Here is a 21,922-nt window from a genome sequence, read left to right on the forward strand (position 1 = left end):
ACAGTTATTTATAGAGTTCAGCTGTAGCGTGGTATGTGTTGTCGTTATAAGCCTCGATAACACGATACGCTTTTGCGCCCTGCGCATCGGCTTTCGCATTCAGCTGCTGGTGGATATCCATTGGCGAGCCGCCCACGCCGCTGACGCTGATGGTGCCGGCAGACTGCAGGTTCGCTGCCTGATCGGCAGAAATAGAATCTGCTGCAGAAGCGCCAAATGAGAGTGCAGAAAGAATGCTTAGGGTGGCGATAGCCGCTTTAACGTTCATGGTATTTTCCTCGTCTGTGATTTTTATCTTTTTAGTTAGTGTGATTTGCGTCACGAAAAGAAGTATAGATCTAATCACGCGGGAAATTAATACTTCGCTAATAATGTTTCGTTGTTATCCTTTATCCTTATGCCACCTTTTTATAACGTTAAGTTATTAAAATCGGCTATTTTTCATCCGTGAAGCGCTTTTTTTTCGCAAAAACAGTGATCTGCGTCAAATTAACTTTTCGTGCCAAAGTTTATGGTCAATGCCGCTGCACGCTGGCGAGAAAATTAGTTAAAACGGGCGAAAGAGCAGTTACAGGCAGGAGAATATATGGCTGAGAGTAACAGGAGCTTAAAGGTCTGACCTATATCAGCCAGCCTGATAACCTTTAGCGATAAAGGCGGGGCGAAGTAACAGAGGACATCAGGTATCTGAACGCCAGAAGGTGCCGGCAGGCTGGCCACCGGCAAAGAAGTGTTACAGCTCCTGCTCAAACAGCACCAGTACCGCGTCATAGAGCTGCTTAACGGTAAAAGCACGCGCCGGGGTGATGAAAATGGTGTCATCGCCGGCAATAGTACCCAGAATTCCTTCCGCTTTGCCGAGGGAATCGAGCAGGCGGGCAATCAGCTGCGCGGCGCCCGGACTGGTATGAATCACAACCAGCGCTTCATTGTAATCGATATCCAGCACCAGGTTTTTCAGCGGGCTGGTAGCGGTAGGGACGCCCAGTTCAGCGGGCAGGCAGTAAACCATCTCCATTTTTGCGTTGCGCGTGCGCACCGCGCCAAACTTTGTCAGCATGCGGGAGACTTTTGACTGATTGATATTTTCAAAGCCATCTTCCTGCAGCGCCTGCACGATTTCGCCCTGAGAGCTGAATTTTTCTTCTTTAAGCAAGGCTTTAAATGCCTTGATAAGGTCGTCTTGTTTTGAAGGATTACGCATAAGCTACCAATGAATAAGAGGCGCAGCAGGCAACAAGCCTGCAGCTGATAAATTATTATGCATTTAGATGAATTTTTATGCAATGCGTCAGCAGCGACTTTCGCCATACGTCCGCGCGGGACGGGCATTCTAGCAGAAACTGGCTACGCACCAAAATCGCGCGCTGACGCGCAAAGCAGAGGTTGCAAAGTTGTTATACTATTGACGTGGTAACAACCAGATCGACGATCAAAGCCGTATATCTCTGCTGGCTGCGATAAGATCATTCAGGCGCTTCTGAAACAGAGCGGTATCGGAAGCAGATAGCAGCAGGCTGCCTGTGCGCAACGGCTATGTCGCTATCGCCTGAGATGTTGACTAAACTCGTAAGCTGATGGATTTCTGGCATATCTTTGCCCCATCTTAATAAGGAGTTCAGGATGAAAGTTGCCGTTCTCGGAGCCGCTGGCGGTATTGGCCAGGCGCTGGCTCTGCTGCTCAAAACGCAGTTACCCGCGGGTTCCGCCCTCTCTCTCTATGATATTGCACCGGTCACGCCTGGCGTGGCGGTCGATCTCAGCCATATCCCTACCGCTGTGACGGTTGAAGGTTTCAGCGGTGAAGATGCCACCCCTGCGCTGAAGGGGGCCGACGTGGTCCTGATTTCTGCCGGGGTAGCGCGTAAGCCCGGCATGGATCGCGCGGATTTGTTTAACGTTAACGCGGGCATTGTCCGAAACCTGATCGCGCAGGTAGCCAGCACGGCGCCCAAAGCGCTGATTGGCGTCATTACTAATCCGGTTAATACCACCGTGGCGATCGCCGCAGAGGTGCTGAAAAAAGCCGGCGTTTACGATAAAAACCGACTGTTTGGCGTCTCCACGCTGGATGTCATTCGTGCTAATACCTTTGTCGCTGCGCTCAAGGGTAAACAGCCAGGAGAAGTAGAGGTGCCGGTCGTGGGCGGCCACTCTGGCGTGACCATTCTGCCGCTGCTGTCGCAGGTGCCGGGCGTCAGCTTCAGCGAGCAGGAGATCGCCGATCTTACAAAGCGTATTCAGAACGCCGGCACCGAAGTGGTAGAAGCCAAAGCGGGTGGCGGATCGGCGACTCTCTCAATGGGGCAGGCCGCCGCACGCTTTGGTCTGTCGCTGATCCGTGCGCTACAGGGTGAGGCCAATGTAGTTGAATGCGCCTATGTCGAAGGCGACGGTGAATATGCGCGCTTCTTCTCTCAGCCGCTGCTGCTGGGGAAAAACGGGATTGCCGAACGTCGCCCGCTGGGCACGCTGAGCGAATTTGAACAGCAGGCGCTGAACGGCATGCTGGAGACGCTGAAAAAAGATATTGCGCAGGGTGAAGAGTTTGTGAAGCAGTAACTCCTGTTACGCAGTGTGAAACGCCCGGCTGAAGCCGGGCGTTTTTGTTACAGTCCGCCAGATTTGAAGGTCTGCGTCGCCGCCGTGCCATTGCCGGCAGGCGTTTTGCGTCCCAGCGTTTCCATACGTACCTGGAAGGGCGGGAAAGGCATCTCAATATTGTGCTCCGCGAAGCCCCGCAGAATGAGCTGATGCAGCTCATGCCGCAGCGGCATGCGATGGCCCATCTCTGCCGCATGCACGCGCAGCTCAAACAGCTGAATACCCTGCTGCAGGTCCACCAGGTAAACTTCCGGCGGCGGCATATCCAGCACGTAGGTGCAGCGCTCGGCCGCCTGTTTGAGTATGGTGGTGGCTTCTTCACTGTTTACGCGCGCCGGCGCCGGTATCGTCAGCACCACACGCGTAACGGAATCTGACAAAGACCAGTTCACAAACTGCTCGGTAATAAACGCTTTATTGGGCACGATAATCTCTTTCCGGTCCCAGTCGGTAATGGTGGTCGCGCGGGTGTTAATACGCGTAATGCTGCCGGTAAGATCGCGAATGGTGACGGTATCGCCGATGCGGATCGGTTTTTCAAACAGGATAATCAGGCCGGAGATAAAGTTGGCAAAAATCTCCTGCAGGCCAAATCCGAGCCCAAGACCCAGTGCAGCGACCAGCCACTGCAGCTTTGACCACTCCACGCCAATCATTGAGAAGCCTATCAGGCCCCCCATCAGCATCAGCGCATATTTGGTCAGCGTTGTAATGGCGTAGCCGGTACCCGGCGCGAGGCTGAGATGCTGCAGCAGCGCCAGCTCCAGCAGCGCAGGCATATTGCGGACCAGCTGCGTGGTGATGATCAGCACCAGAATGGCGATAAGCACCGCGCCCAGCGTGATAGGCTGCACGCTCTCAACGCCCTGAACCGTGGTACTGGCATCCCAGAGCGGAATGTTATCGAGGAAGCTAAACGCGGAGTGGATTTCCGACCAGAGCAGGATCACCGATACCAGTGCAATCAGCGTCAGGATAGAGCGCACCAGCCGCAGCGACTGCGCACTGATGGCATCGAGGTCAATCACCGGCTCATCGATTTCAATGGTGTCAGTATTGGTGGCGCTCTGCTGCTCTTTTTCTTCTTCACTGCGGGCGCGATTGGCCAGCATATCAGCGCGACGCTGGCGGGCGCGATCGAACGCAATGCGTCGGCGCTGAATCAGCATCCAGCGGCGAATAATGTGATAAATCACCAGCAGGAAGAACCAGATACAGACTGAGGTTTCCAGGCGAGCCAGCAGCGCCTGGGCGGTTGCCAGATAGCCGATGCAGGATGCAAAAGCGGCCACCAGCGGAATGGCGATCATCAGGTTCCACAGGATGCGATTGACAAAATTATCACCGCTGCCCTCTTTATCAAGATAAAGCGGAATACCGGCGCGCTTCAGGCTGACCGTGACAATGCTCAGTGCACCGCAAATCAGCACAAAACAGAGTCGTCCCAGCGTCGCGGAAAACTGCGGATCTTCCAGATTGCCAAAGGCGATCAGCAGCATGATCAGCGGTACAATCAGCCCAACCGTCAGCGAATAGTAGCGCATGGCGCGCGCCACCCGCGTCTGCGGCCAGCGAAAATGCACGACAAACAGGCCGTCGTGACGGGCAAAGGCGGCGCTGATCATAAACGCCCACAGCAGAGGCAGCGTGGCGGTAATGCCATCCCCTATCGCCACGGCAAACGGATAGGGCCACGCATGCTGCAGGCCATACCCCAGTGCCGCCCAGAGCACCGGCAGCGGCAGCGCCACCAGAATGGACCAGAATACCGTCCGTAGCGTCAGGCTGAAGCGATCCTGTGTCACTTTGCCCACGCGGCTGGCGGCGCGCGCCATAAACGCGTTGTAGTGGCGGCGTGAGCTGATGCTGAAACCCACCAGCAGCACGGCACCCATAATCGGCAGCACCGTTTCACGACTGGTAAACATCATGGCCAGCGCTTTGCCCATCTGACCCAGCGTATCCAGCGACAGCAGGCGGGTGAGGGCGCTTGCTACCTCAAGGGGATACTTCAGGCCCACCGGACTGACATCTGCCGTCCAGAAGAGGTAACGATGCGTCGCCTCTTTAACTTCGCTGAGCGCATCCTGCAGCTGCGTGTTTGACACCCGCAGCTTAGTGATCTCCAGAATCAGCGTATCGCAGCCGGAGATCAGCGAATTAAGCAGTTCACGCTGGGTGCGCAGCTGCGCGTCCAGGATCCGGCTCTGTTCGCTGGTATAAGGCGTGCCATCTTCCTGCTTCTCTTTACGCAATGTCTGCTGACGCTCGAGCAGTGACTCATAGTGCAGCCGCTGTACCCGCAGCTCGCCCATTTCGCTATCGATCTGCTGTGCTTTTGGCATATCGGGCAGACGGGCTACCTGCGCGCGCAGCGCTTCACCCAGCAAATTAGAGGCGCCCAGCCACTGTGACTGCTCGCGCAGCGTGCTCAGCGCCTGGCGCACCTGCAGCGTCTGATTAGTTGCCAGACGCTGCTGGGAGGCGACCAGATCCATACGCTGCGCCTGCTGATTCAGATCGGCAGAGAGCTGACGATTAATACGCAGCTGCTCGCTAATGGTGGGCGGCAGATCGCCGCTGTTTTCCGCCAGCTGCTCCGTGCGCTCCAGCGCCAGTTCCGCCTCGCGCTGACGCTGATTGTTCAGCTGGCTGCGCAGCGCCTGCAGATAGTTATCCAGCTGCGTGGCTTTCCGCTGATGCACTTCTGCCCGCATGCGGGCCAGCTCCTGACGGTTATTGGCTGAAAGCTGCGCCAGCTCCAGCTCATCCACCCGGGCTTTGCTCGCTGCGCTTTCCGCCTGACGGGCATACACCTGCGCCTGGGCAAGGGGTGACGCGTTGTTTGAAATGCCCTGCGCGCGACGCTCATTCTCCGTCATGGCACGGCGCGCATCAGTCTGCTGCTGCGGCAGCTGCGCCAGCGAGTCGCTGATTTCACGTGCGCGGTCCTGCTCCTGCTGCGCCTGCCGTCCCTCTTCCAGCAGCTGGCTGCTGACCTGGAGTATTTCCTGATCCAGTTCCGCATTGCTCATGTTGCTGCGTACGGGTTTGCTGGTCTCGTTCAGCGTGGCGATCTGCTGGCGCAGTTCGCGTGCCAGCCGGGGAAAATCATCGATCACCTGCTGATACTGCTTCGCCCGCTCCAGCGAGTCGCTGCGTTCAGAGAGAAAATTGATGGCCGCTTCCAGCGCCTGCACCTGTTCGGTTTGTGCAGGACTGTTTTTAGCGGATTTCGCCTCATCCAGCTCCTGCTGCAGCTGCGTAGTGGAGGGGAGGGAGGCGGCACAGAGAGGGCTGCTGAGCACGAGGCTCAGCAGTAGAACAAGGAAAGCGCGCACGGGAGCAGGTCTCTGATTATTGAGTCAGCGGGGCGCTGTCGCCAGACTGCGGCAGTGCAATAGCCAGCGGCTGGCCGAGACGCGTTTTACTTTCCGCCTCCAGGCTTTCCGCCAGTTTTACCCGGTCAGGAGCGAACAGGTTGATCACGGTTGAACCCAGCTTGAAACGGCCCATTTCCTGACCTTTCAGCAGCACGACCGCACCATCATGTTCGGCAGAAGGATAGCGCCAGCGTTTGATCACACCTTCACGCGGCGGCGTCACGGTTCCTGCCCAGACAGTTTCAATACTGCCGACGATAGTGGCACCCACCAGAATCTGCACCATCGGGCCGTGATCGGTATCAAATACGCAGATAACGCGCTCATTACGCGCAAACAGATTAGGAATATTGCGCGCCGTGAGCGGGTTAACGGAGTAGAGGTCGCCCGGCACGTAGATCATTTCACGCAGAATGCCGTTGCAGGGCATATGCACGCGGTGGTAGTCGCGCGGGGCAAGATAAGTGGTAACGAACTCCCCATCAATAAACTTCTCTGCCAGCTCGTCGTTACCTGCCAGCAGCGCCTGCAGCGTATAGTAGTGTCCTTTCGCCTGAAAAATCTGATCGCCGGTGATGCGGCCCAGCTGGCTGATCGCGCCATCACACGGCAGCGCCAGCAGCGAGGCGTCAGGATCGACAGGGCGGGCACCCTCTTTCAGCGGGCGGACAAAGAAATCGTTGAACGTGCGATAGCTGCCGGTATGTGGCTTACTGGCTTCCGCCATGTCAACTTTATAGAACCAGACGAAAGCATCAATGACCGCTTTGGTCAGCCAGCCACCGCGGCGACTGGCGCCCCAGCCGGCGAGTTCGGTCAGCGCCTTCTTGGGCAGAATATGATTCAGGCCGAGTTTAAAACGATCAAACACCGTTGCCTCCTGGCTTAATACCTGTGGTTTACGTAAAAAAGGGGGGCGGATTGTAGCAGCGCCCCGGTGAGTTAGCGACTATGTCGTTTTACCGATCAATCTTCATCGGCAGAAAAGTTTTTACGCGTTTTTACCTGCGCCATACTCTCAAGAATACGGTGGTAATTATCAAAGCGCGACGCGTTGATCAGGCCATTCTCTACCGCTTCACGGATTGCGCAGCCGGGATCGGTATCGTGCTTGCAGTCGCGGAACTTACAGCTGCCGAGAAATTCGCGGAATTCGATAAACCCGCGGGTAACCTGTTCCGGCTCAAGGTGCCACAGGCCAAATTCACGCACTCCGGGCGAGTCGATCACATCGCCGCCGTGCGGGCAGTGGTAAAGACGTGAGGCGGTCGTGGTGTGCTGACCCAGTCCGGACACATCCGACACATCATTGGTCAGAATCTCACTGCCGGCAACATCCAGTCCCAGCAGCCGGTTCAGCAGGCTCGATTTACCCACGCCTGACTGGCCGGCAAAAATGCTGACGCGCCCGGTCAGTGCCGCTTCCAGATCTTTCAGGCCATCCTGTGCGTAGCTGGAGACCATCAGCACGCGATAGCCGATATGGCGATAGATATCCATCTGCTCATCAACAAACGCACGCGCGTCACTATCCAGCAGATCGATCTTGTTGAGTACCAGTAACGGCTCAATACCCAGCGTTTCGCTGGCGACCAGATAGCGGTCGATAATATTGAGCGAAAGCTCCGGCAAAATAGCTGACACGATCATGATCTGATCGATATTGGCCGCGATAGGCTTTACGCCGTCATAAAAATCGGGGCGGGTCAGCACGGTTTTACGCTCGTGTACCGCTTCAACGATACCTTTACCGCCATTTTCATTCGCTGCACGCCATACAACGCGATCGCCGGTAACCAGCGAGCGGATAGTGCGGCGGATATTACAGCGATGCACTTCGCCCGCCTGGTCTTCGACATCTGCGTGCATGCCAAAGCGGCTGATCACCACGCCCTCAGACGCATCGCCAAACAGGCTATCATCAGGCTCCGGTTTTTCACTCCGTTGCTGCAGACGACGCTGATGGTTTGCGCTTACGCGACGTTGTTGACCCTTCGACAGTTTATTTTTGCTCACGCATCCTCTCACGCTTTCGCCAGGCTTCGCCCCGCTGGGCAAAACGTCTATGATACACCTTAACGCGGTCGAATGACGACACTGGCAATGGATGGAAAATAGATGACAGCTGGAAACGAAAATAACCTGATCTGGATCGACCTTGAAATGACCGGACTCGATCCGCTTCGCGATCGCATTATTGAGATCGCGACGATCGTTACCGATGCAAACTTAAACGTGCTCGCTGAGGGGCCGGTACTGGCGGTGCATCAGTCTGATGAGCAGCTGGCCCTGATGGATGAGTGGAACGTGCGGACCCATACCGGCAGTGGCCTGGTTGAGCGGGTCAAAACGAGTCAGTATGACGATCGGGCGGCAGAACAAGCCACGCTGGCGTTTCTGCAGCAGTGGGTGCCTGCCAACACTTCACCGATTTGCGGCAACAGCATCGGTCAGGATCGCCGTTTTCTGTTTAACTATATGCCAGAGCTGGAAGCCTACTTCCATTACCGCTATCTGGATGTCAGCACGCTGAAAGAGCTGGCGCGACGCTGGAAACCGCAGATCCTGCCGGGCTTTAAAAAAGCGGGTACGCACCAGGCGCTGGATGATATTCGCGAGTCAATCGCGGAGCTGGCGTACTATCGCGAGCATTTTTTGCAGCTTTAACGGCCTGAAATGCACAGTAAAGCATCATTTTGTCGATTAAATCAGCAAACGCGCTGAAAGCGCAAAATTTTGCGATAAGAGGCTTGCGGCAAAAACGAATTCTCGTATAATGCGCACCCCGTACCGATGAAGAATTTCGTGTGGTGCGCAGCAGTAAAGCATCAGCGTTTATCCCTCCGCGTGAAAGTTACGCCGGTTCAGATAGTCGCGATGATGATGCGGGAATAGCTCAGTTGGTAGAGCACGACCTTGCCAAGGTCGGGGTCGCGAGTTCGAGTCTCGTTTCCCGCTCCAGATTTAAAGATGTAGTCAGATACCAATATCAGATATTTTGCTTTGCCGCATAGCAGCAGGCTGAATATCAACGATAATGCGGGAATAGCTCAGTTGGTAGAGCACGACCTTGCCAAGGTCGGGGTCGCGAGTTCGAGTCTCGTTTCCCGCTCCAGAATCTGTTTTGTAGTAACCTCTTTGCGGGAATAGCTCAGTTGGTAGAGCACGACCTTGCCAAGGTCGGGGTCGCGAGTTCGAGTCTCGTTTCCCGCTCCAGTTTTCTTATTCACGATTGTTTCCTGCCTGCGGGCGTCATCAGACATTAAGCACTGCTTTTGCTCTTTCTGCAGTCTGCGTTGTTCTGAACATTACACACGCTGTGTCAGCGTCGATATTGCCGATGGTTTGCTGCATACCGCTGCAAGTTATCCACAATTTGTCCGCGCCTGAAAGGCGGCGTTATACCCATCATGCAAAACCCTTTTAAACAGAGTTATCCACAAGCTCTGGCTCGACGCCTGCGCGTTATTCAGCAAATATAAGTTTACAATTTACATTCAATTAATTGTTTTTATTATATAAATCACTATTTCATTATGTTAATGGTCTCTATAGACCACGCATGCCTGTGCGTCACTATTTTTATGAAAAAATCTTATGCACAGCGTGTGGACAAGCCTGTGTGCAGCAGATGCGCTCAATCATGCATCACGTGTCAGACCCTTTTCCACGGCGCGGACTAAACGCAGCGTTTTCGCAGGCTGCACCTCAATAACTTCAGCTGCGCGCTTCTGCTGCTGCTGATCCAGCGCCCAGTCAATATGCTCATCCAGCAGCGGATCTTCACCGCGTCGCTGCTGCAGCGCCGCCACGCATTCAGCTGACCAGGGGGCATTGCCCAGCGCCACGGCAATGTTGCGCAGCCAGCGCAGATGACCGATTCGCCGGATTGCCGAGCCTTCCGTCACGCGCAGAAAACGCGCTTCGTCCCAGCCAAACAGCGCGGTCAGCTCTGGCGCATGCAGTACCGCACGCGGTGAAAAGTCCGCTTCATCCGTCAGCTGGCTGTAGCGGTTCCAGGGACAGATCAGCTGGCAGTCATCACAGCCATAAATACGGTTGCCGATGAGCGGACGCAACGCTTCAGGGATGGCGCCTTCCAGCTCAATGGTGAGGTAGGAGATACAGCGCCGCGCATCCACAACATAGGGCTCAACAATGGCCCCGGTCGGGCAGATCGTCATGCAGGCGACGCAGCGGCCACACTGCTCCTCCTGGGGAGCATCCACCGGCAGCGGCAGATCGATCAGCAGTTCACCAAGGAAAAACCATGAGCCCGCTTCACGATTCAGAATCAGTGAATGTTTTCCGGTCCAGCCGAGGCCCGCTTTCGCCGCCAGCTGCCGCTCCATTACGGGAGCGGAATCCACAAACGGGCGAAAATTGAGTTCACTGCAGTGCGCCTGGATCATTTCTCCGAGCTTTTTCAGACGATTGCGCAATACTTTGTGATAGTCGCGACCCAGCGCATAGCGGCTGACGTAGCCAAGCTGAGGATTTTTCAGAGTTTGGGCAAAAGCCGCTTTTGCGGGCAGATAGTTCATGCGGACGCTGATCACCCGCAGCGTGCCGGGCAACAGTTCATGCGGACGCGCACGCATCATGCCGTGGCGCGCCATCCATGCCATCTCACCGTGATACTGCTTGTCCAGCCACGCCTGTAGCTTTGGCTCTTCAGCACGTAAATCGGTGTCGCAGATGCCGACCTGCTGAAAGCCGAGGTCGCGGCCCCACTGTTTAATCTGTTGAGCAAGCTGTTGAAGATCGAGAGGGTATGACATGAGAAACCAGGCAGTTGATGCAAACGCGCGCAGTTTACCACACTCTGTCTGGCCTGCGCAGGCCATGGCGCAGCTGGAGCAGGATGCAGCAGACAGCCTGGGGCTGACGCTTTATGAACTGATGCAGCGCGCCGGTCAGGCGAGCTTTACCCTGGCGCGCCAGAGCTGGCCAGAGGCCGGGCACTGGCTGATCCTGTGCGGCCACGGCAACAACGGCGGTGATGGCTACGTCATTGCGCGGCTGGCTCAGGCAGCCGGTATGGCGGTCACGCTGCTGGCGTGTGAAGGCAGCAGGCCGCTACCTGATGAAGCACGGCAGGCGCGCGAAGCCTGGCTGGACGCAGGCGGCGAGATTCATGCCGCAGACAGCCCGTGGCCGGAGCAGGTCGATTTGATTGTGGACGCGCTGCTGGGCACCGGCCTCAGCCGCGCGCCAGCGGCACCTTATGCACCCCTGATTGAAGCGATCAATCAGCACACCGCGCCGGTACTCGCTATCGACGTGCCGTCCGGCTTACTGGCGACGACCGGTGCTACGCCAGGTGCGGCGGTTGTCGCCAGTCGCACGCTGAGCATGATTGCGCTGAAGCCGGGTCTGCTGACGGGAAAAGCACGCGATCATGTCGGTGAGCTGCACTGCGATACGCTGGGCCTTGATGCCTGGCTCAGCGGGCAACAGGCGCCTGTCCGGCGCTATGCAGCGGAGCACCTGACGCGCTGGCTTAAACCGCGCCAGGCGACCTCGCATAAAGGCGATCACGGACAGCTGCTGATTATTGGCGGCGACAGCGGTACTGCCGGCGCCATCCGTATGACCGGCGAGGCGGCACTACGCAGCGGTGCCGGACTGGTGCGCGTGCTGACGCAGGCTGATAATATCGGTCCGCTTATTACCGCACGTCCTGAGCTGATGGTTGATGCATTTACGCGCGAAAAACTGCATAACGCGCTGGCGTGGGCGGACGTCGTGGCGATTGGGCCGGGTATGGGACAACGCGACTGGGCACAGCAGGCGCTGCAGCAGGTCGCGGCTTGTGAAAAGCCCATGCTTTGGGATGCAGATGCGCTTAACCTGCTGGCAATCAATCCGGATAACCGTCAGAATCGCATCATTACGCCGCATCCCGGCGAAGCGGCCCGGCTGCTCGGAGTAAAAACCAGTGAGATCGAGCACGATCGCCTGCAGGCCGCGCAGAACCTGGCCCGGCGTTATGGCGGAGTCGTGGTTCTGAAAGGCGCCGGTACGGTCATTGCCAGCGCCGCGGGCGATATTGCCATTGCTGATGTCGGTAACGCCGGTATGGCGTCGGGCGGCATGGGCGATACGCTGAGCGGTATCATTGCGGCCCTGCTGGGCCAGCAGCTTTCGCTGTTTGAAGCCGCCTGTGCGGGCTGCGTGGTACACGGCGCAGCGGCCGATGCAGTTGCCCGTCAGCACGGAACGCGCGGTATGTTAGCCACTGATTTGTTTGAGCAACTGTGGCAGTTTGTTAATCCAGAGATGATGCAATAATAACGCATGAAAACCTGTGTAATTTCTTTGCCCGATGAGGCGGCAACCCTGAAAATGGGTGCGCAACTGGCTCGCGTTTGCAGCAGCGCGGCCGTTATTTATCTGTATGGCGATCTGGGCGCCGGTAAAACGACGTTCAGCCGCGGCTTTCTGCAGGCGCTCGGTCATCAGGGCAATGTTAAAAGCCCGACCTATACGCTGGTTGAGCCCTATGAGATTGGCGATCGTACCCTCTATCATTTCGACCTCTATCGCCTGGCCGATCCGGAAGAGCTGGAGTTTATGGGTATCCGCGACTATTTCAGCGGTGAGGCGCTCTGTCTGGTTGAATGGCCGCAGCAGGGCGCAGGCTTTCTGCCCGAGCCCGATCTGTCACTGACGCTGCGTTATGCAGAAACGGGGCGTGAAGCAGAAATCACGGCGGTTTCCGCACACGGCGCCGTGCTGCTGGAGCAGATGCAGCAGGGAGATCCGGCATGAAGCCACGGATAAAAAGCATCGTGCTGGTCGTGCTCTGCCTGTTTTCCGCTACGTCATTTGCCGCCACGCTTTCAGATATTAAAGTTGAGAACGGGGCGAATCAGGCAACGGTGACGCTCAGCTTCAACGGCCAGCCGGTATACGGTTTTTTTCCGCTGCATAACCCTGACCGGGTGGTGCTGGATATTCGCCAGAGCGGCACGATCAAAGGGCTGCCGCTGAGCTTCAGCGGTGAAAACATCGTGCAGCGCATTCGCAACAGCCAGCCTAAAGATGCCCAGAGCATCCGGCTGGTATTTGATTTAAACCAGTCCACTAAAACGCGCGCTGCGACGCAGCGTGACGGCAATAATTATCGCGTGGTGTTTACCCTGCGCGGCACCCGGCCGGTAAACCGCAGCAGCACCGCAGCCGCGCCGGTTACCGCTGCGCGCCAGAGCGCCAGCGTAGCCAGCAGCCAGGGCAATCCGTTTGATGGCAATCCGGTCACCGCGGTGACCAACAGCAACACCACGATACGTCCGGGCGGCGCGGTTACCCTTAACGATGCGGTGATTGTGGCCATTGACGCCGGTCATGGCGGGCAGGATCCGGGGGCGATGGGGCAGCGCGGGCTGCGGGAAAAAAACGTTACTATCGCCATTGCACGCAAGCTTAAAGCGCTGCTGGATCGGGATCCGATGTTTAAACCGGTGCTGACGCGCAACGGCGATTACTTTATCTCGGTGATGGGACGTTCAGAGGTTGCCCGCAAAGAGAACGCCAATTTGCTGGTCTCTATTCACGCCGATGCGGCGCCAAACCACTCGGCAACCGGCGCTTCCGTCTGGGTGCTGTCAAACCGGCGCGCCAATAACGAAATGGCAAACTGGCTGGAGCAGAAAGAGAAACAGTCTGAGCTGCTGGGCGGAGCGGGCGATCTGCTGGCGAACAGCCAGGCCGATCCCTATCTCAGCCAGGCGGTGCTGGATCTGCAGTTTGGCCACTCACAGCGCGTCGGTTATGACGTAGCGGTCAAAGTTCTGCAGCAGTTACGCGGCATCACGCCGCTGCATAAACGGTTGCCGGAGCACGCCAGCCTTGGCGTGTTGCGTTCACCCGATATTCCATCTTTACTGGTTGAAACCGGCTTTATCAGTAACGCCGGGGAGGAGCGGCTGCTTGGCAGCAGTGCGTACCAGGAAAAAATTGCGCTGGCGATCCATAAAGGCCTGCGCAGTTATTTCCTCGCACATCCGTTACAGTCCGTCCCAAAGCAGGAAAACCGGCCGCTGGACAGCGCACCAGCGGTTAGCGTCGCCAGCAATCCCGCCAGCGGAACCGTACAGTATACGGGCGTGACGCAGCGCCACACGGTAACGCGCGGCGAAACGCTGTCGGGAATCGCCGCAAAGTATGGGGTCAGCATGGCGACGCTGCGCGATCTCAACAACCTGAAGCGCGACGTGGTCTGGGTGGGGCAGCGCCTGAAAGTACCTGCCGGCAGCCGCGTCAGCACGACGGCTGCACGCCCGGCGCGCCACAAAGTGGTTCGCGGTGATTCGCTGACGGCCATTGCCGTGCGTTACGGCGTGAGTCCGAAAGCGATTATGCAGGCCAATAATATGAAGTCAGACAATGTAATGCTGGGACAGAATTTAAAAATTCCTCAATCCTGATCGCTGGCCTTCGGGCCAGCAAGCTACAAGGATCACCACCATGCCTATACAGATTTTACCGCCGCAGCTGGCAAACCAGATTGCCGCTGGCGAAGTGGTTGAGCGTCCGGCATCGGTTGTAAAAGAGCTGGTGGAGAACAGCCTCGATGCCGGCGCAACGCGTATCGATATCGATATTGAAAAAGGCGGAGCCCGGCTGATTCGCATTCGCGATAATGGCTGCGGTATTCCCAAAGCAGAGCTGGCGATGGCGCTGGCGCGTCACGCTACCAGTAAAATTGCGTCGCTGGACGATCTCGAAGCGATAGCCAGCCTCGGCTTTCGCGGTGAAGCGCTGGCCAGCATCAGTTCAGTTTCCCGTCTGACGCTGACCTCACGCACCGCCGATCAGCAGGAAGCGTGGCAGGCGTACGCCGAAGGGCGTGATATGCAGGTCACCGTTAAGCCGGCGGCCCATCCGGTGGGAACCTCGCTGGAGGTGCTGGATCTGTTCTACAACACGCCGGCCCGGCGCAAATTTATGCGCACGGAAAAAACGGAGTTCACCCATATTGATGAAGTGATCCGTCGCATTGCGCTGGCGCGTTTTGACGTCGCGATTTCGCTCACGCACAACGGTAAACTGGTGCGTCAGTACCGCGGCGTGACGCAGACGTCGCAACAGGAACGACGTCTGGGCGCGATCTGCGGTACGGCATTTATGCAGCATGCGCTGCGTATCGACTGGCAGCATGACGATCTCGCGCTACGCGGCTGGGTAGCCGATCCGGCTGGCGCGCGGCAAACTCCGGACCTGCAATATTGCTACGTCAACGGTCGTATGATGCGCGACAAGCTGATCAACCATGCCATCCGCCAGGCCTGGCAGGCCCAGGGGGGCGACGATCAGCAGCCTGCCTATGTACTCTATCTGGAGATCGACCCGCATCAGGTTGATGTCAACGTTCATCCTGCCAAGCATGAAGTGCGCTTTCACCAGTCGCGACTGGTGCATGACTTTATCTGGCAGGGCGTGATGAGCGTGCTGCAGGCGAGCCGCAGTGCGGAGCTGCCGGAAGTCGCGGTAAAAGAGCCTGCTGCACCGTGGCAGCCAGAGAACCGTCAGGCTGCCGGCGGTAACCATTTTGCTCAGCCTGCCGCTGCCCCATCCCGGCCTGACGACGCCGCCGCCAGCCCGCGCGATCGTGCGCCTGCCCGCAGCGGAAACGCGGGCGCAGGCTGGCAGCATAAAGAACCCGCGTATCGCGCCCGTGAGGGCGCCGCGTATCAGCAGTTGCTGAAGACGCCCTCAGCCGCACCCGCGGCACCGACACCGGCTCCGGCAGCCCCACAGAGAACACGCGAGCCCACAGCTGGTGCACCGCTGGCCGCGCACGCGCAGAGTTTTGGCCGCGTGCTCAGCGTCGTCCGCGAGCGCTATGCGCTGCTGGAGCGGGGCGCAGCGCTCCAGCTACTCTCGCTGTCCGTCGCTTCGCGCTGGCTAAAGCAGGCGCAGCTTCAGCCGGGGGAGGAGGGGCTGCGGCCGCAGCCGCTGCTGATACCGGTACGCCTGAAAATTGCCGCCAGTGAGCAGGAGGTTATTACCACCCGGGCTGCGCTGCTGCAGCAGATGGGTATTGATTTGCAGCGGGATGGGCAGCATGTCACCCTGCGCGCGGTGCCTTTACCGTTAAGAACACAAAATTTACAAATCTTGATTCCAGAACTGTTAGGCTACCTGGCCCGGCAGCAAGAGGTTTCTGCGTCCATGCTGGCTCAGTGGCTGGCACGTCGTGAGGATGCAGAGGAGCCACACTGGAATCACTCGCAGGCGATTGCGCTACTGGCGGAGCTGGAACGGCTCTGTCCGCAGCTGCTGAAGTCGCCGCCTTCAGGTCTGTTACAGACCCTGGATATTGAGAGCGCGATTAACGCGTTAAAGCATGAGTGAACTAAACCAGGCTGGCCGGCCAAAGGCTATTTTTTTGATGGGGCCAACCGCCTCTGGCAAAACCGCGCTGGCCATTGCATTACGCCAGCAGCTGCCGGTAGAGCTGATTAGCGTTGACTCCGCCCTGATCTATCGCGGGATGGATATAGGAACAGCAAAACCTTCAGCTGAAGAGCAGGCGCTGGCTCCTCACCGTCTGCTGGACATACGCGATCCGGCGGAGAGTTATTCTGCCGCTGAATTTCGTCGCGATGCGCTGGCAGAAATGGCGGAGATTACCCGGGAAGGTAAAATTCCGCTGCTTGTTGGTGGAACCATGCTCTACTTTAAGGCGTTGCTTGAAGGATTGTCGCCGCTGCCCCCGGCCGATCCGCAAATACGTCAGCAAATAGAGCAAACGGCGGCTGAACAAGGGTGGGAAACCCTGCACCGCCAGCTGTGTGAAATCGATCCGGTCGCCGGCAGTCGTATTCATCCGAATGATCCGCAGAGACTTTCGCGAGCACTGGAAGTTTTTTTTATTTCGGGTAAAACTTTAACGGAACTGACAAAAACGTCCGGTGAAGCGCTACCCTACGATGTGCACCAGTTTGCGATCGCTCCGGCGCATCGTGAAATGCTGCACCAGCGCATTGCAATGCGTTACGACCAGATGTTAGCGTCAGGCTTTGAGGCGGAGGCTCGTGCCCTTTTTGCGCGAGGTGATTTGCATACGGATATGCCTTCCATTCGTTGTGTCGGTTATCGCCAGATGTGGTCTTATCTTTCAGGCGAAATCAGCTATGACGATATGGTTTATCGGGGAATTTGCGCCACCCGGCAGTTAGCCAAGCGCCAGATGACCTGGTTACGAGGCTGGGAAGGTGTGCACTGGTTAGACAGTGATGCGCCTGAAACAGCCCGCGACACGGTACTTCAGGTAGTTAGTGCTAAGCAGGGCTGATTGTGTACAATTGATCGGTTAGCGTGCGCAAATTTTTACGCAGTTTTTCTGAACCACGGTTCTTAAGTAACAAACAACAAGCATATAAGGAAAAGATAGAATGGCTAAGGGGCAATCATTACAAGACCCGTTTCTGAACGCACTGCGTCGTGAACGTGTTCCGGTTTCGATTTATCTGGTGAACGGCATTAAGCTGCAGGGACAAATTGAGTCTTTCGATCAGTTCGTTATTTTACTGAAAAACACAGTGAGCCAGATGGTGTATAAGCACGCCATCTCTACCGTGGTTCCTTCGCGTCCGGTTTCGCATCACAGTAATAATGCGGGCGGCGGCGGTAGCAGTAACTACCACCACGGCGGAAGCAATCAGAGCGCTCAATCGCAGCCACAACAAGACGGTGATAGCGCAGAGTAAGTTTGCGTAGCCGTAAAGCCAGGGCCGGGGAGCAATCAGGTTTTCCCGTCCTGGTTATTTTATTTTAGCGAGGTTATAGCTTGTTTGACCGTTATGATGCCGGTGAGCAGGCCGTACTGGTACACATCTGGTTCTCCCAAGACAAAGAGCTGGAAGATTTGCAGGAGTTTGAAACTCTTGTCTCTTCTGCGGGCGTCGATGCACTGCAGGTCATTACCGGCAGTCGTAAAGCGCCACATCCCAAATATTTTGTCGGTGAAGGAAAGGCAGTTGAAATTGCCGATGCGGTAAAAGCGAGTGGAGCATCGGTCGTATTATTCGATCATGCCTTATCTCCTGCTCAGGAACGTAATCTCGAGCGTCTGTGCGAATGTCGTGTTATCGATCGCACCGGCTTAATTCTCGACATCTTTGCGCAGCGCGCCCGTACCCATGAAGGGAAATTACAGGTCGAGCTGGCGCAGCTACGCCATCTGGCCACCCGCCTGGTGCGCGGCTGGACACACCTTGAACGTCAGAAAGGCGGCATCGGACTACGTGGACCCGGTGAAACTCAGCTGGAAACTGACCGGCGCTTGCTGCGCGGTCGCATCAGCCAGATCCTGTCGCGGCTTGAGCGTGTTGAAAAGCAGCGTGAACAGGGACGTCAGGCGCGTGCCAAAGCTGATGTGCCTACTGTTTCGCTGGTGGGTTACACCAACGCCGGAAAATCCACCCTGTTTAACGCGGTAACGTCTGCCAATGTGTATGCGGCGGATCAGCTGTTTGCCACGCTCGATCCAACCCTGCGCCGTCTTAATGTCGCCGACGTAGGCGAGGTGGTGCTGGCCGATACCGTCGGTTTTATCCGCCATCTTCCGCACGATCTGGTCGCGGCGTTTAAAGCAACGCTGCAGGAGACCCGCCAGGCAACTCTGCTGCTGCACGTCATCGATGCCGCTGATTTACGCGTTACCGACAACATTGACGCCGTGAATGAAGTTCTGGCTGAAATTGAGGCGGATGAGATTCCCTCGCTGCTGGTTATGAACAAAATCGATATGCTGGATGGGTTTGAACCGCGTATCGATCGCGATGAAGAGCAGCGCCCGACGCGCGTATGGCTCTCAGCGCAAAACGGCGTCGGTCTGGAGCTATTGTGGCAGGCGCTCTCAGAACGGCTGGCAGGTGAGATTGCGCAGTATGAACTGCGTTTGCCACCTGAAGCAGGACGTCTGCGTAGCCGCTTTTACCAGCTGCAGGCGATAGAAAAAGAGTGGAATGAAGAAGATGGCAGTACGGGTTTGCAGGTGCGTATGCCGATTATCGACTGGCATCGCTTATGCAAACAGGAGCCGTTGCTAACCAGTTATATTGTTTGATATTGCCCAAACGCCTTTATCTGACACATGAGAATGGTGCTGTAAGTATGACTGCAGGCTGTCTGCGCCGGAACAGGGTTTCGCGGGCGCAACGTCAACTGCGCGCATGACCGGATGCTTACCTCTGTAGCGGATCCGGCGGCGGGCAGGCAGTTCACCACGCGGCGGCAGGCGACGTGAAAGGTAAAACACGTAAATACAATAAATGGAGTAGAAACATGGCGTGGAATCAGCCCGGAAATAACGGACAGGACCGCGACCCGTGGGGAAGCAGCAATAATCAAGGCGGCAACTCTGGGGGGAATAAAGGAGGGCGCGAGCAGGGGCCTCCCGATCTGGATGATATCTTCCGTAAGCTGAGTAAAAAACTCGGCGGACTGGGCGGTGGCAAACAGAACGATAACGGTCAGCGCAGCGGCGGTAGCGGTGGCAAACTGGTTGGCATTGCAGGCGCAGCCGTAGTGATTATCTGGGCGGCAAGCGGCTTCTACACCATCAAAGAAGCGGAACGCGGTGTTGTAACCCGTTTTGGCAAATTCAGTCATCTGGTTGAGCCTGGCCTCAACTGGAAGCCGACATTTATTGATAACGTACGCGCTGTCAACGTTGAAGCCGTGCGCGAGCTGGCTGCATCAGGCGTGATGCTGACATCCGATGAAAACGTGGTACGCGTTGAGATGAACGTCCAGTATCGCGTGACCGATCCGGAGCGCTATCTCTATGCAGTAACCAGCGCGGATGACAGCCTGCGTCAGGCCACCGACAGCGCGCTGCGTGGCGTGATTGGTCGTTCCACCATGGACCGCATTCTGACCGAAGGGCGTACCGTGGTGCGTAGCGATACGCAGCGTGAGATTGACGAAACGATTCGCCCCTACAATATGGGGATCACCCTGCTTGACGTAAACTTCCAGGCGGCGCGTCCACCGGAAGAGGTAAAAGCCGCGTTTGATGATGCGATCGCCGCACGCGAAAACCGTGAGCAGTATGTGCGTGAAGCGGAAGCCTATGCCAACGAAGTGCAGCCGCGTGCCAACGGTCAGGCGCAGCGTATTCTGGAAGAAGCGCGAGCGTACAAAGAGCGTACCGTACTGGAAGCGCAGGGTGAGGTTGCCCGTTTTGCGCGTCTGCTGCCGGAGTACAAGGCAGCACCACAAATCACCAAAGAGCGTCTCTATATCGAAACCATGGAGCGCGTGCTGAGTCATACGCGTAAAGTGCTGGTTAACGATCGCAGCAACAATCTGATGGTACTGCCGCTCGACCAGCTGCTGCGCAACGGCCAGTCAGGCAGCCAGAGTGGCCAGAACAACACTAACCTGATGAAATTGCCTTCGTCGCCAGGCAGCAGTGCCGATCGCAACAGTAACTCATCTTATAGTCCGGACAGCGTCATGGACCAGCGTCGCGCAAACGCGCTGCGCAACGATACCCAGCGCGAAGGGAGGGAGTAACCGATGCGTAAGCCAATCATCGCCGTAATTATCGTAGTGCTGGTGGTGCTCTACGCGTCACTGTTTGTTGTGCAGGAGGGCCAGCGCGGTATCGTGCTGCGTTTTGGTAAAGTCCTGCGCGACGACGAGAATAAGCCACAGGTTTATTCGCCGGGTCTGCACTTTAAAATCCCATTCATTGAAACCGTGAAATCGCTGGATGCGCGTATCCAGACCATGGATAACCAGGCCGATCGCTTTGTCACTAAAGAGAAGAAAGATCTGATCGTCGACTCTTATATCAAGTGGCGTATCAGCGACTTCAGTCGCTACTACCTGGCAACGGGCGGTGGCGATATCTCTCAGGCTGAGGTGCTGCTGAAACGTAAGTTCAGCGACCGTCTGCGTTCAGAAATGGGCCGCCTCGATGTGAAAGATATTGTGACCGATTCGCGTGGCCGTCTGACCACTGACGTACGCGATGCGCTGAACACGGGCAGCGCGGGTAACGATGATGAAGTTCAGACGCCGGCAGCAGATGATGCCATCGCCAGCGCTGCCGCACGCGTTGAGCGCGAAACCAATAGCAGCGAGCCTGCGCCAAATCCAAACAGTATGGCGGCGCTGGGTATTCAGGTTGTTGATGTGCGTATTAAGCAGATCAACCTGCCAACTGAAGTCTCTGACGCTATCTACAACCGCATGCGCGCCGAGCGTGAAGCGGTTGCCCGTAGCCAGCGTTCACAGGGGCAGGAAGAGGCAGAAAAACTGCGTGCGCAGGCTGATTACCAGGTAACCCGTACGCTGGCTGAAGCGCAGCGTCAGGCGCTGATCTCGCGCGGTGAAGGGGATGGTGAAGCCGCCAAGCTGTTCGCCGATGCCTTCAGTCAGGATCCTGATTTCTATGCGTTCATTCGCAGCCTGCGGGCGTATGAAAACAGCTTTGCGGATAATCAGGACGTCATGGTGCTGAGCCCGGATAGCGATTTCTTCCGCTATATGAAAGCACCGACCAACGTTTCACGATAAGCGCTTATAAAGCCAGGGCCGACACTGATGTCGGCCCTTTTTTTTGGATAACGTATGAATTCAACCATCTGGATGGCGCTTGCGCTGGTGCTGATACTGGAAGGCGCAGGGCCGATGTTAATGCCGCGACTCTGGCGGCGCATGATCCTTTCTCTGACGCAGCTGCCTGACCGCCTGCTGCATCGTTTTGGCGGTGGACTGGTTGTAGCGGGCGTGGTGATTTACTGCCTGTTCAGCCAGCATATGCAGGGATAATCGCGCCGCTTACCGGTTAAGTTGTGCCTGTCGGGCCGAGCCTCCCCAACATGTTGTGAGCTGAACAAAAGGCAGGCAAAAAACAGCGCAAACGTGTGCTAAAAGTGCTGAAACTGTGAAAAACCGATGGTAGAATC

The 21,922-nt window shown here is 56.8% G+C and carries 18 protein-coding genes and 3 tRNA genes; 15 read left to right on the forward strand and 6 right to left on the reverse strand.

From position 1 onward, the window contains the following. Positions 1–4: 4 nt before the first annotated feature. Both yhcN and argR read right to left on the reverse strand, forming a co-directional pair. A complete protein-coding gene (yhcN, locus tag F3J39_RS08940) occupies positions 5–268 on the reverse strand; it encodes a peroxide/acid stress response protein YhcN (protein ID WP_039380669.1) in 264 nt (87 codons plus the stop codon). Between the two features lie 465 nt (positions 269–733). Then, on the reverse strand, positions 734–1,204 hold the full coding sequence (argR, locus tag F3J39_RS08945; protein WP_039380667.1) for a transcriptional regulator ArgR: 471 nt from the start codon (positions 1,202–1,204) through the stop codon (positions 734–736). 419 nt (positions 1,205–1,623) lie between these two features. Here argR and mdh point away from each other — a divergent pair, with 419 nt between their 5' ends. Beyond that, positions 1,624–2,562, forward strand: a complete 939-nt coding sequence (gene mdh, locus F3J39_RS08950) for a malate dehydrogenase (RefSeq protein ID WP_039380662.1) — start codon at positions 1,624–1,626, stop codon at positions 2,560–2,562. 47 nt (positions 2,563–2,609) lie between these two features. Here mdh and mscM read toward each other — a convergent pair whose 3' ends face one another. The 3 genes from mscM to rsgA form a co-directional block, all read right to left on the reverse strand. Further along, a complete protein-coding gene (gene mscM / locus F3J39_RS08955) occupies positions 2,610–5,945 on the reverse strand; it encodes a miniconductance mechanosensitive channel MscM (RefSeq protein ID WP_071669169.1) in 3,336 nt (1,111 codons plus the stop codon). Between the two features lie 16 nt (positions 5,946–5,961). After that, positions 5,962–6,858, reverse strand: a complete 897-nt coding sequence (gene asd, locus F3J39_RS08960; RefSeq protein ID WP_094111853.1) for an archaetidylserine decarboxylase — start codon at positions 6,856–6,858, stop codon at positions 5,962–5,964. 95 nt (positions 6,859–6,953) lie between these two features. Beyond that, the gene (gene rsgA, locus F3J39_RS08965) at positions 6,954–8,003 is read right to left on the reverse strand and encodes a small ribosomal subunit biogenesis GTPase RsgA (RefSeq protein ID WP_039380655.1); all 1,050 of its coding nucleotides are present in this window, start codon (positions 8,001–8,003) and stop codon (positions 6,954–6,956) included. 102 nt (positions 8,004–8,105) lie between these two features. Between rsgA and orn the strand changes: the two genes are divergently transcribed. The 4 genes from orn (at position 8,106) to F3J39_RS08985 (ending at position 9,203) form a co-directional block, all read left to right on the forward strand. Beyond that, complete coding sequence (orn, locus tag F3J39_RS08970; protein ID WP_039380653.1) at positions 8,106–8,654, forward strand: oligoribonuclease; 549 nt, start codon at positions 8,106–8,108, stop codon at positions 8,652–8,654. A gap of 218 nt (positions 8,655–8,872) precedes the next feature. Next, positions 8,873–8,948, forward strand: a tRNA-Gly gene (locus tag F3J39_RS08975). A gap of 78 nt (positions 8,949–9,026) precedes the next feature. Continuing rightward, positions 9,027–9,102 (forward strand) — tRNA-Gly (locus F3J39_RS08980). A 25-nt stretch (positions 9,103–9,127) separates the two neighbouring features. Beyond that, positions 9,128–9,203, forward strand: a tRNA-Gly gene (locus F3J39_RS08985). A gap of 425 nt (positions 9,204–9,628) precedes the next feature. Here the strand turns inward: F3J39_RS08985 and queG are convergent. Then, positions 9,629–10,768 carry a tRNA epoxyqueuosine(34) reductase QueG gene (queG, locus tag F3J39_RS08990; protein ID WP_104085379.1) on the reverse strand — a complete coding sequence of 380 codons (1,140 nt, stop codon included), beginning with the start codon at positions 10,766–10,768 and terminating at the stop codon, positions 9,629–9,631. Between queG and nnr the strand changes: the two genes are divergently transcribed. The 10 genes from nnr (at position 10,767) to F3J39_RS09040 (ending at position 21,785) form a co-directional block, all read left to right on the forward strand. Continuing rightward, positions 10,767–12,281: a bifunctional ADP-dependent NAD(P)H-hydrate dehydratase/NAD(P)H-hydrate epimerase gene (nnr, locus tag F3J39_RS08995; protein WP_071669171.1), complete on the forward strand. Its 1,515-nt coding sequence runs from the start codon at positions 10,767–10,769 to the stop codon at positions 12,279–12,281. The genes queG and nnr overlap by 2 nt on opposite strands. 6 nt (positions 12,282–12,287) lie before the next feature. Then, a complete protein-coding gene (gene tsaE / locus F3J39_RS09000; RefSeq protein WP_039380649.1) occupies positions 12,288–12,761 on the forward strand; it encodes a tRNA (adenosine(37)-N6)-threonylcarbamoyltransferase complex ATPase subunit type 1 TsaE in 474 nt (157 codons plus the stop codon). Further along, positions 12,758–14,419 carry an N-acetylmuramoyl-L-alanine amidase AmiB gene (amiB, locus tag F3J39_RS09005; protein WP_094111854.1) on the forward strand — a complete coding sequence of 554 codons (1,662 nt, stop codon included), beginning with the start codon at positions 12,758–12,760 and terminating at the stop codon, positions 14,417–14,419. Before tsaE ends, amiB begins: the two co-directional genes overlap by 4 nt. 40 nt (positions 14,420–14,459) lie before the next feature. Then, on the forward strand, positions 14,460–16,349 hold the full coding sequence (mutL, locus tag F3J39_RS09010) for a DNA mismatch repair endonuclease MutL (RefSeq protein ID WP_145339504.1): 1,890 nt from the start codon (positions 14,460–14,462) through the stop codon (positions 16,347–16,349). Continuing rightward, positions 16,342–17,292, forward strand: coding sequence for a tRNA (adenosine(37)-N6)-dimethylallyltransferase MiaA (gene miaA, locus F3J39_RS09015; RefSeq protein ID WP_094112182.1), 951 nt, complete (start codon positions 16,342–16,344; stop codon positions 17,290–17,292). The genes mutL and miaA overlap by 8 nt, the downstream gene beginning before the upstream one ends. Positions 17,293–17,392: 100 nt before the next feature. Further along, positions 17,393–17,707 (forward strand): RNA chaperone Hfq, encoded by a 315-nt coding sequence (gene hfq, locus F3J39_RS09020; protein WP_039380637.1) that lies wholly within the window; start codon positions 17,393–17,395, stop codon positions 17,705–17,707. 80 nt (positions 17,708–17,787) lie between these two features. Beyond that, a complete protein-coding gene (hflX, locus tag F3J39_RS09025; RefSeq protein ID WP_104085381.1) occupies positions 17,788–19,068 on the forward strand; it encodes a ribosome rescue GTPase HflX in 1,281 nt (426 codons plus the stop codon). Between the two features lie 218 nt (positions 19,069–19,286). Further along, positions 19,287–20,522 carry an FtsH protease activity modulator HflK gene (gene hflK, locus F3J39_RS09030; protein WP_071669173.1) on the forward strand — a complete coding sequence of 412 codons (1,236 nt, stop codon included), beginning with the start codon at positions 19,287–19,289 and terminating at the stop codon, positions 20,520–20,522. A 3-nt stretch (positions 20,523–20,525) separates the two neighbouring features. Next, a complete protein-coding gene (gene hflC, locus F3J39_RS09035) occupies positions 20,526–21,530 on the forward strand; it encodes a protease modulator HflC (protein ID WP_039380630.1) in 1,005 nt (334 codons plus the stop codon). A 54-nt stretch (positions 21,531–21,584) separates the two neighbouring features. Further along, positions 21,585–21,785, forward strand: a complete 201-nt coding sequence (locus F3J39_RS09040; RefSeq protein WP_039380628.1) for a DUF2065 family protein — start codon at positions 21,585–21,587, stop codon at positions 21,783–21,785. Positions 21,786–21,922: the final 137 nt, after the last annotated feature.

It is taken from the genome of Pantoea sp. Acro-807 (genome assembly GCF_011752675.1).
GTDB classification, from domain to species: Bacteria; Pseudomonadota; Gammaproteobacteria; order Enterobacterales; family Enterobacteriaceae; genus Pantoea; species Pantoea eucrina.

Excerpts from the sequence above, each read along its gene's own strand:
- yhcN (WP_039380669.1), bottom strand. The coding sequence starts at position 268 with ATGAACGTTAAAGCGGCTATCGCCACCCTAAGCATTCTTTCTGCACTC.
- argR (WP_039380667.1), bottom strand. The coding sequence starts at position 1,204 with ATGCGTAATCCTTCAAAACAAGACGACCTTATCAAGGCATTTAAAGCC.
- mdh (WP_039380662.1), top strand. The coding sequence starts at position 1,624 with ATGAAAGTTGCCGTTCTCGGAGCCGCTGGCGGTATTGGCCAGGCGCTG.
- orn (WP_039380653.1), top strand. The coding sequence starts at position 8,106 with ATGACAGCTGGAAACGAAAATAACCTGATCTGGATCGACCTTGAAATG.
- nnr (WP_071669171.1), top strand. The coding sequence starts at position 10,767 with ATGAGAAACCAGGCAGTTGATGCAAACGCGCGCAGTTTACCACACTCT.
- queG (WP_104085379.1), bottom strand. The coding sequence starts at position 10,768 with ATGTCATACCCTCTCGATCTTCAACAGCTTGCTCAACAGATTAAACAG.
- tsaE (WP_039380649.1), top strand. The coding sequence starts at position 12,288 with ATGAAAACCTGTGTAATTTCTTTGCCCGATGAGGCGGCAACCCTGAAA.
- amiB (WP_094111854.1), top strand. The coding sequence starts at position 12,758 with ATGAAGCCACGGATAAAAAGCATCGTGCTGGTCGTGCTCTGCCTGTTT.
- mutL (WP_145339504.1), top strand. The coding sequence starts at position 14,460 with ATGCCTATACAGATTTTACCGCCGCAGCTGGCAAACCAGATTGCCGCT.
- miaA (WP_094112182.1), top strand. The coding sequence starts at position 16,342 with ATGAGTGAACTAAACCAGGCTGGCCGGCCAAAGGCTATTTTTTTGATG.
- hfq (WP_039380637.1), top strand. The coding sequence starts at position 17,393 with ATGGCTAAGGGGCAATCATTACAAGACCCGTTTCTGAACGCACTGCGT.
- hflK (WP_071669173.1), top strand. The coding sequence starts at position 19,287 with ATGGCGTGGAATCAGCCCGGAAATAACGGACAGGACCGCGACCCGTGG.
- hflC (WP_039380630.1), top strand. The coding sequence starts at position 20,526 with ATGCGTAAGCCAATCATCGCCGTAATTATCGTAGTGCTGGTGGTGCTC.
- F3J39_RS09040 (WP_039380628.1), top strand. The coding sequence starts at position 21,585 with ATGAATTCAACCATCTGGATGGCGCTTGCGCTGGTGCTGATACTGGAA.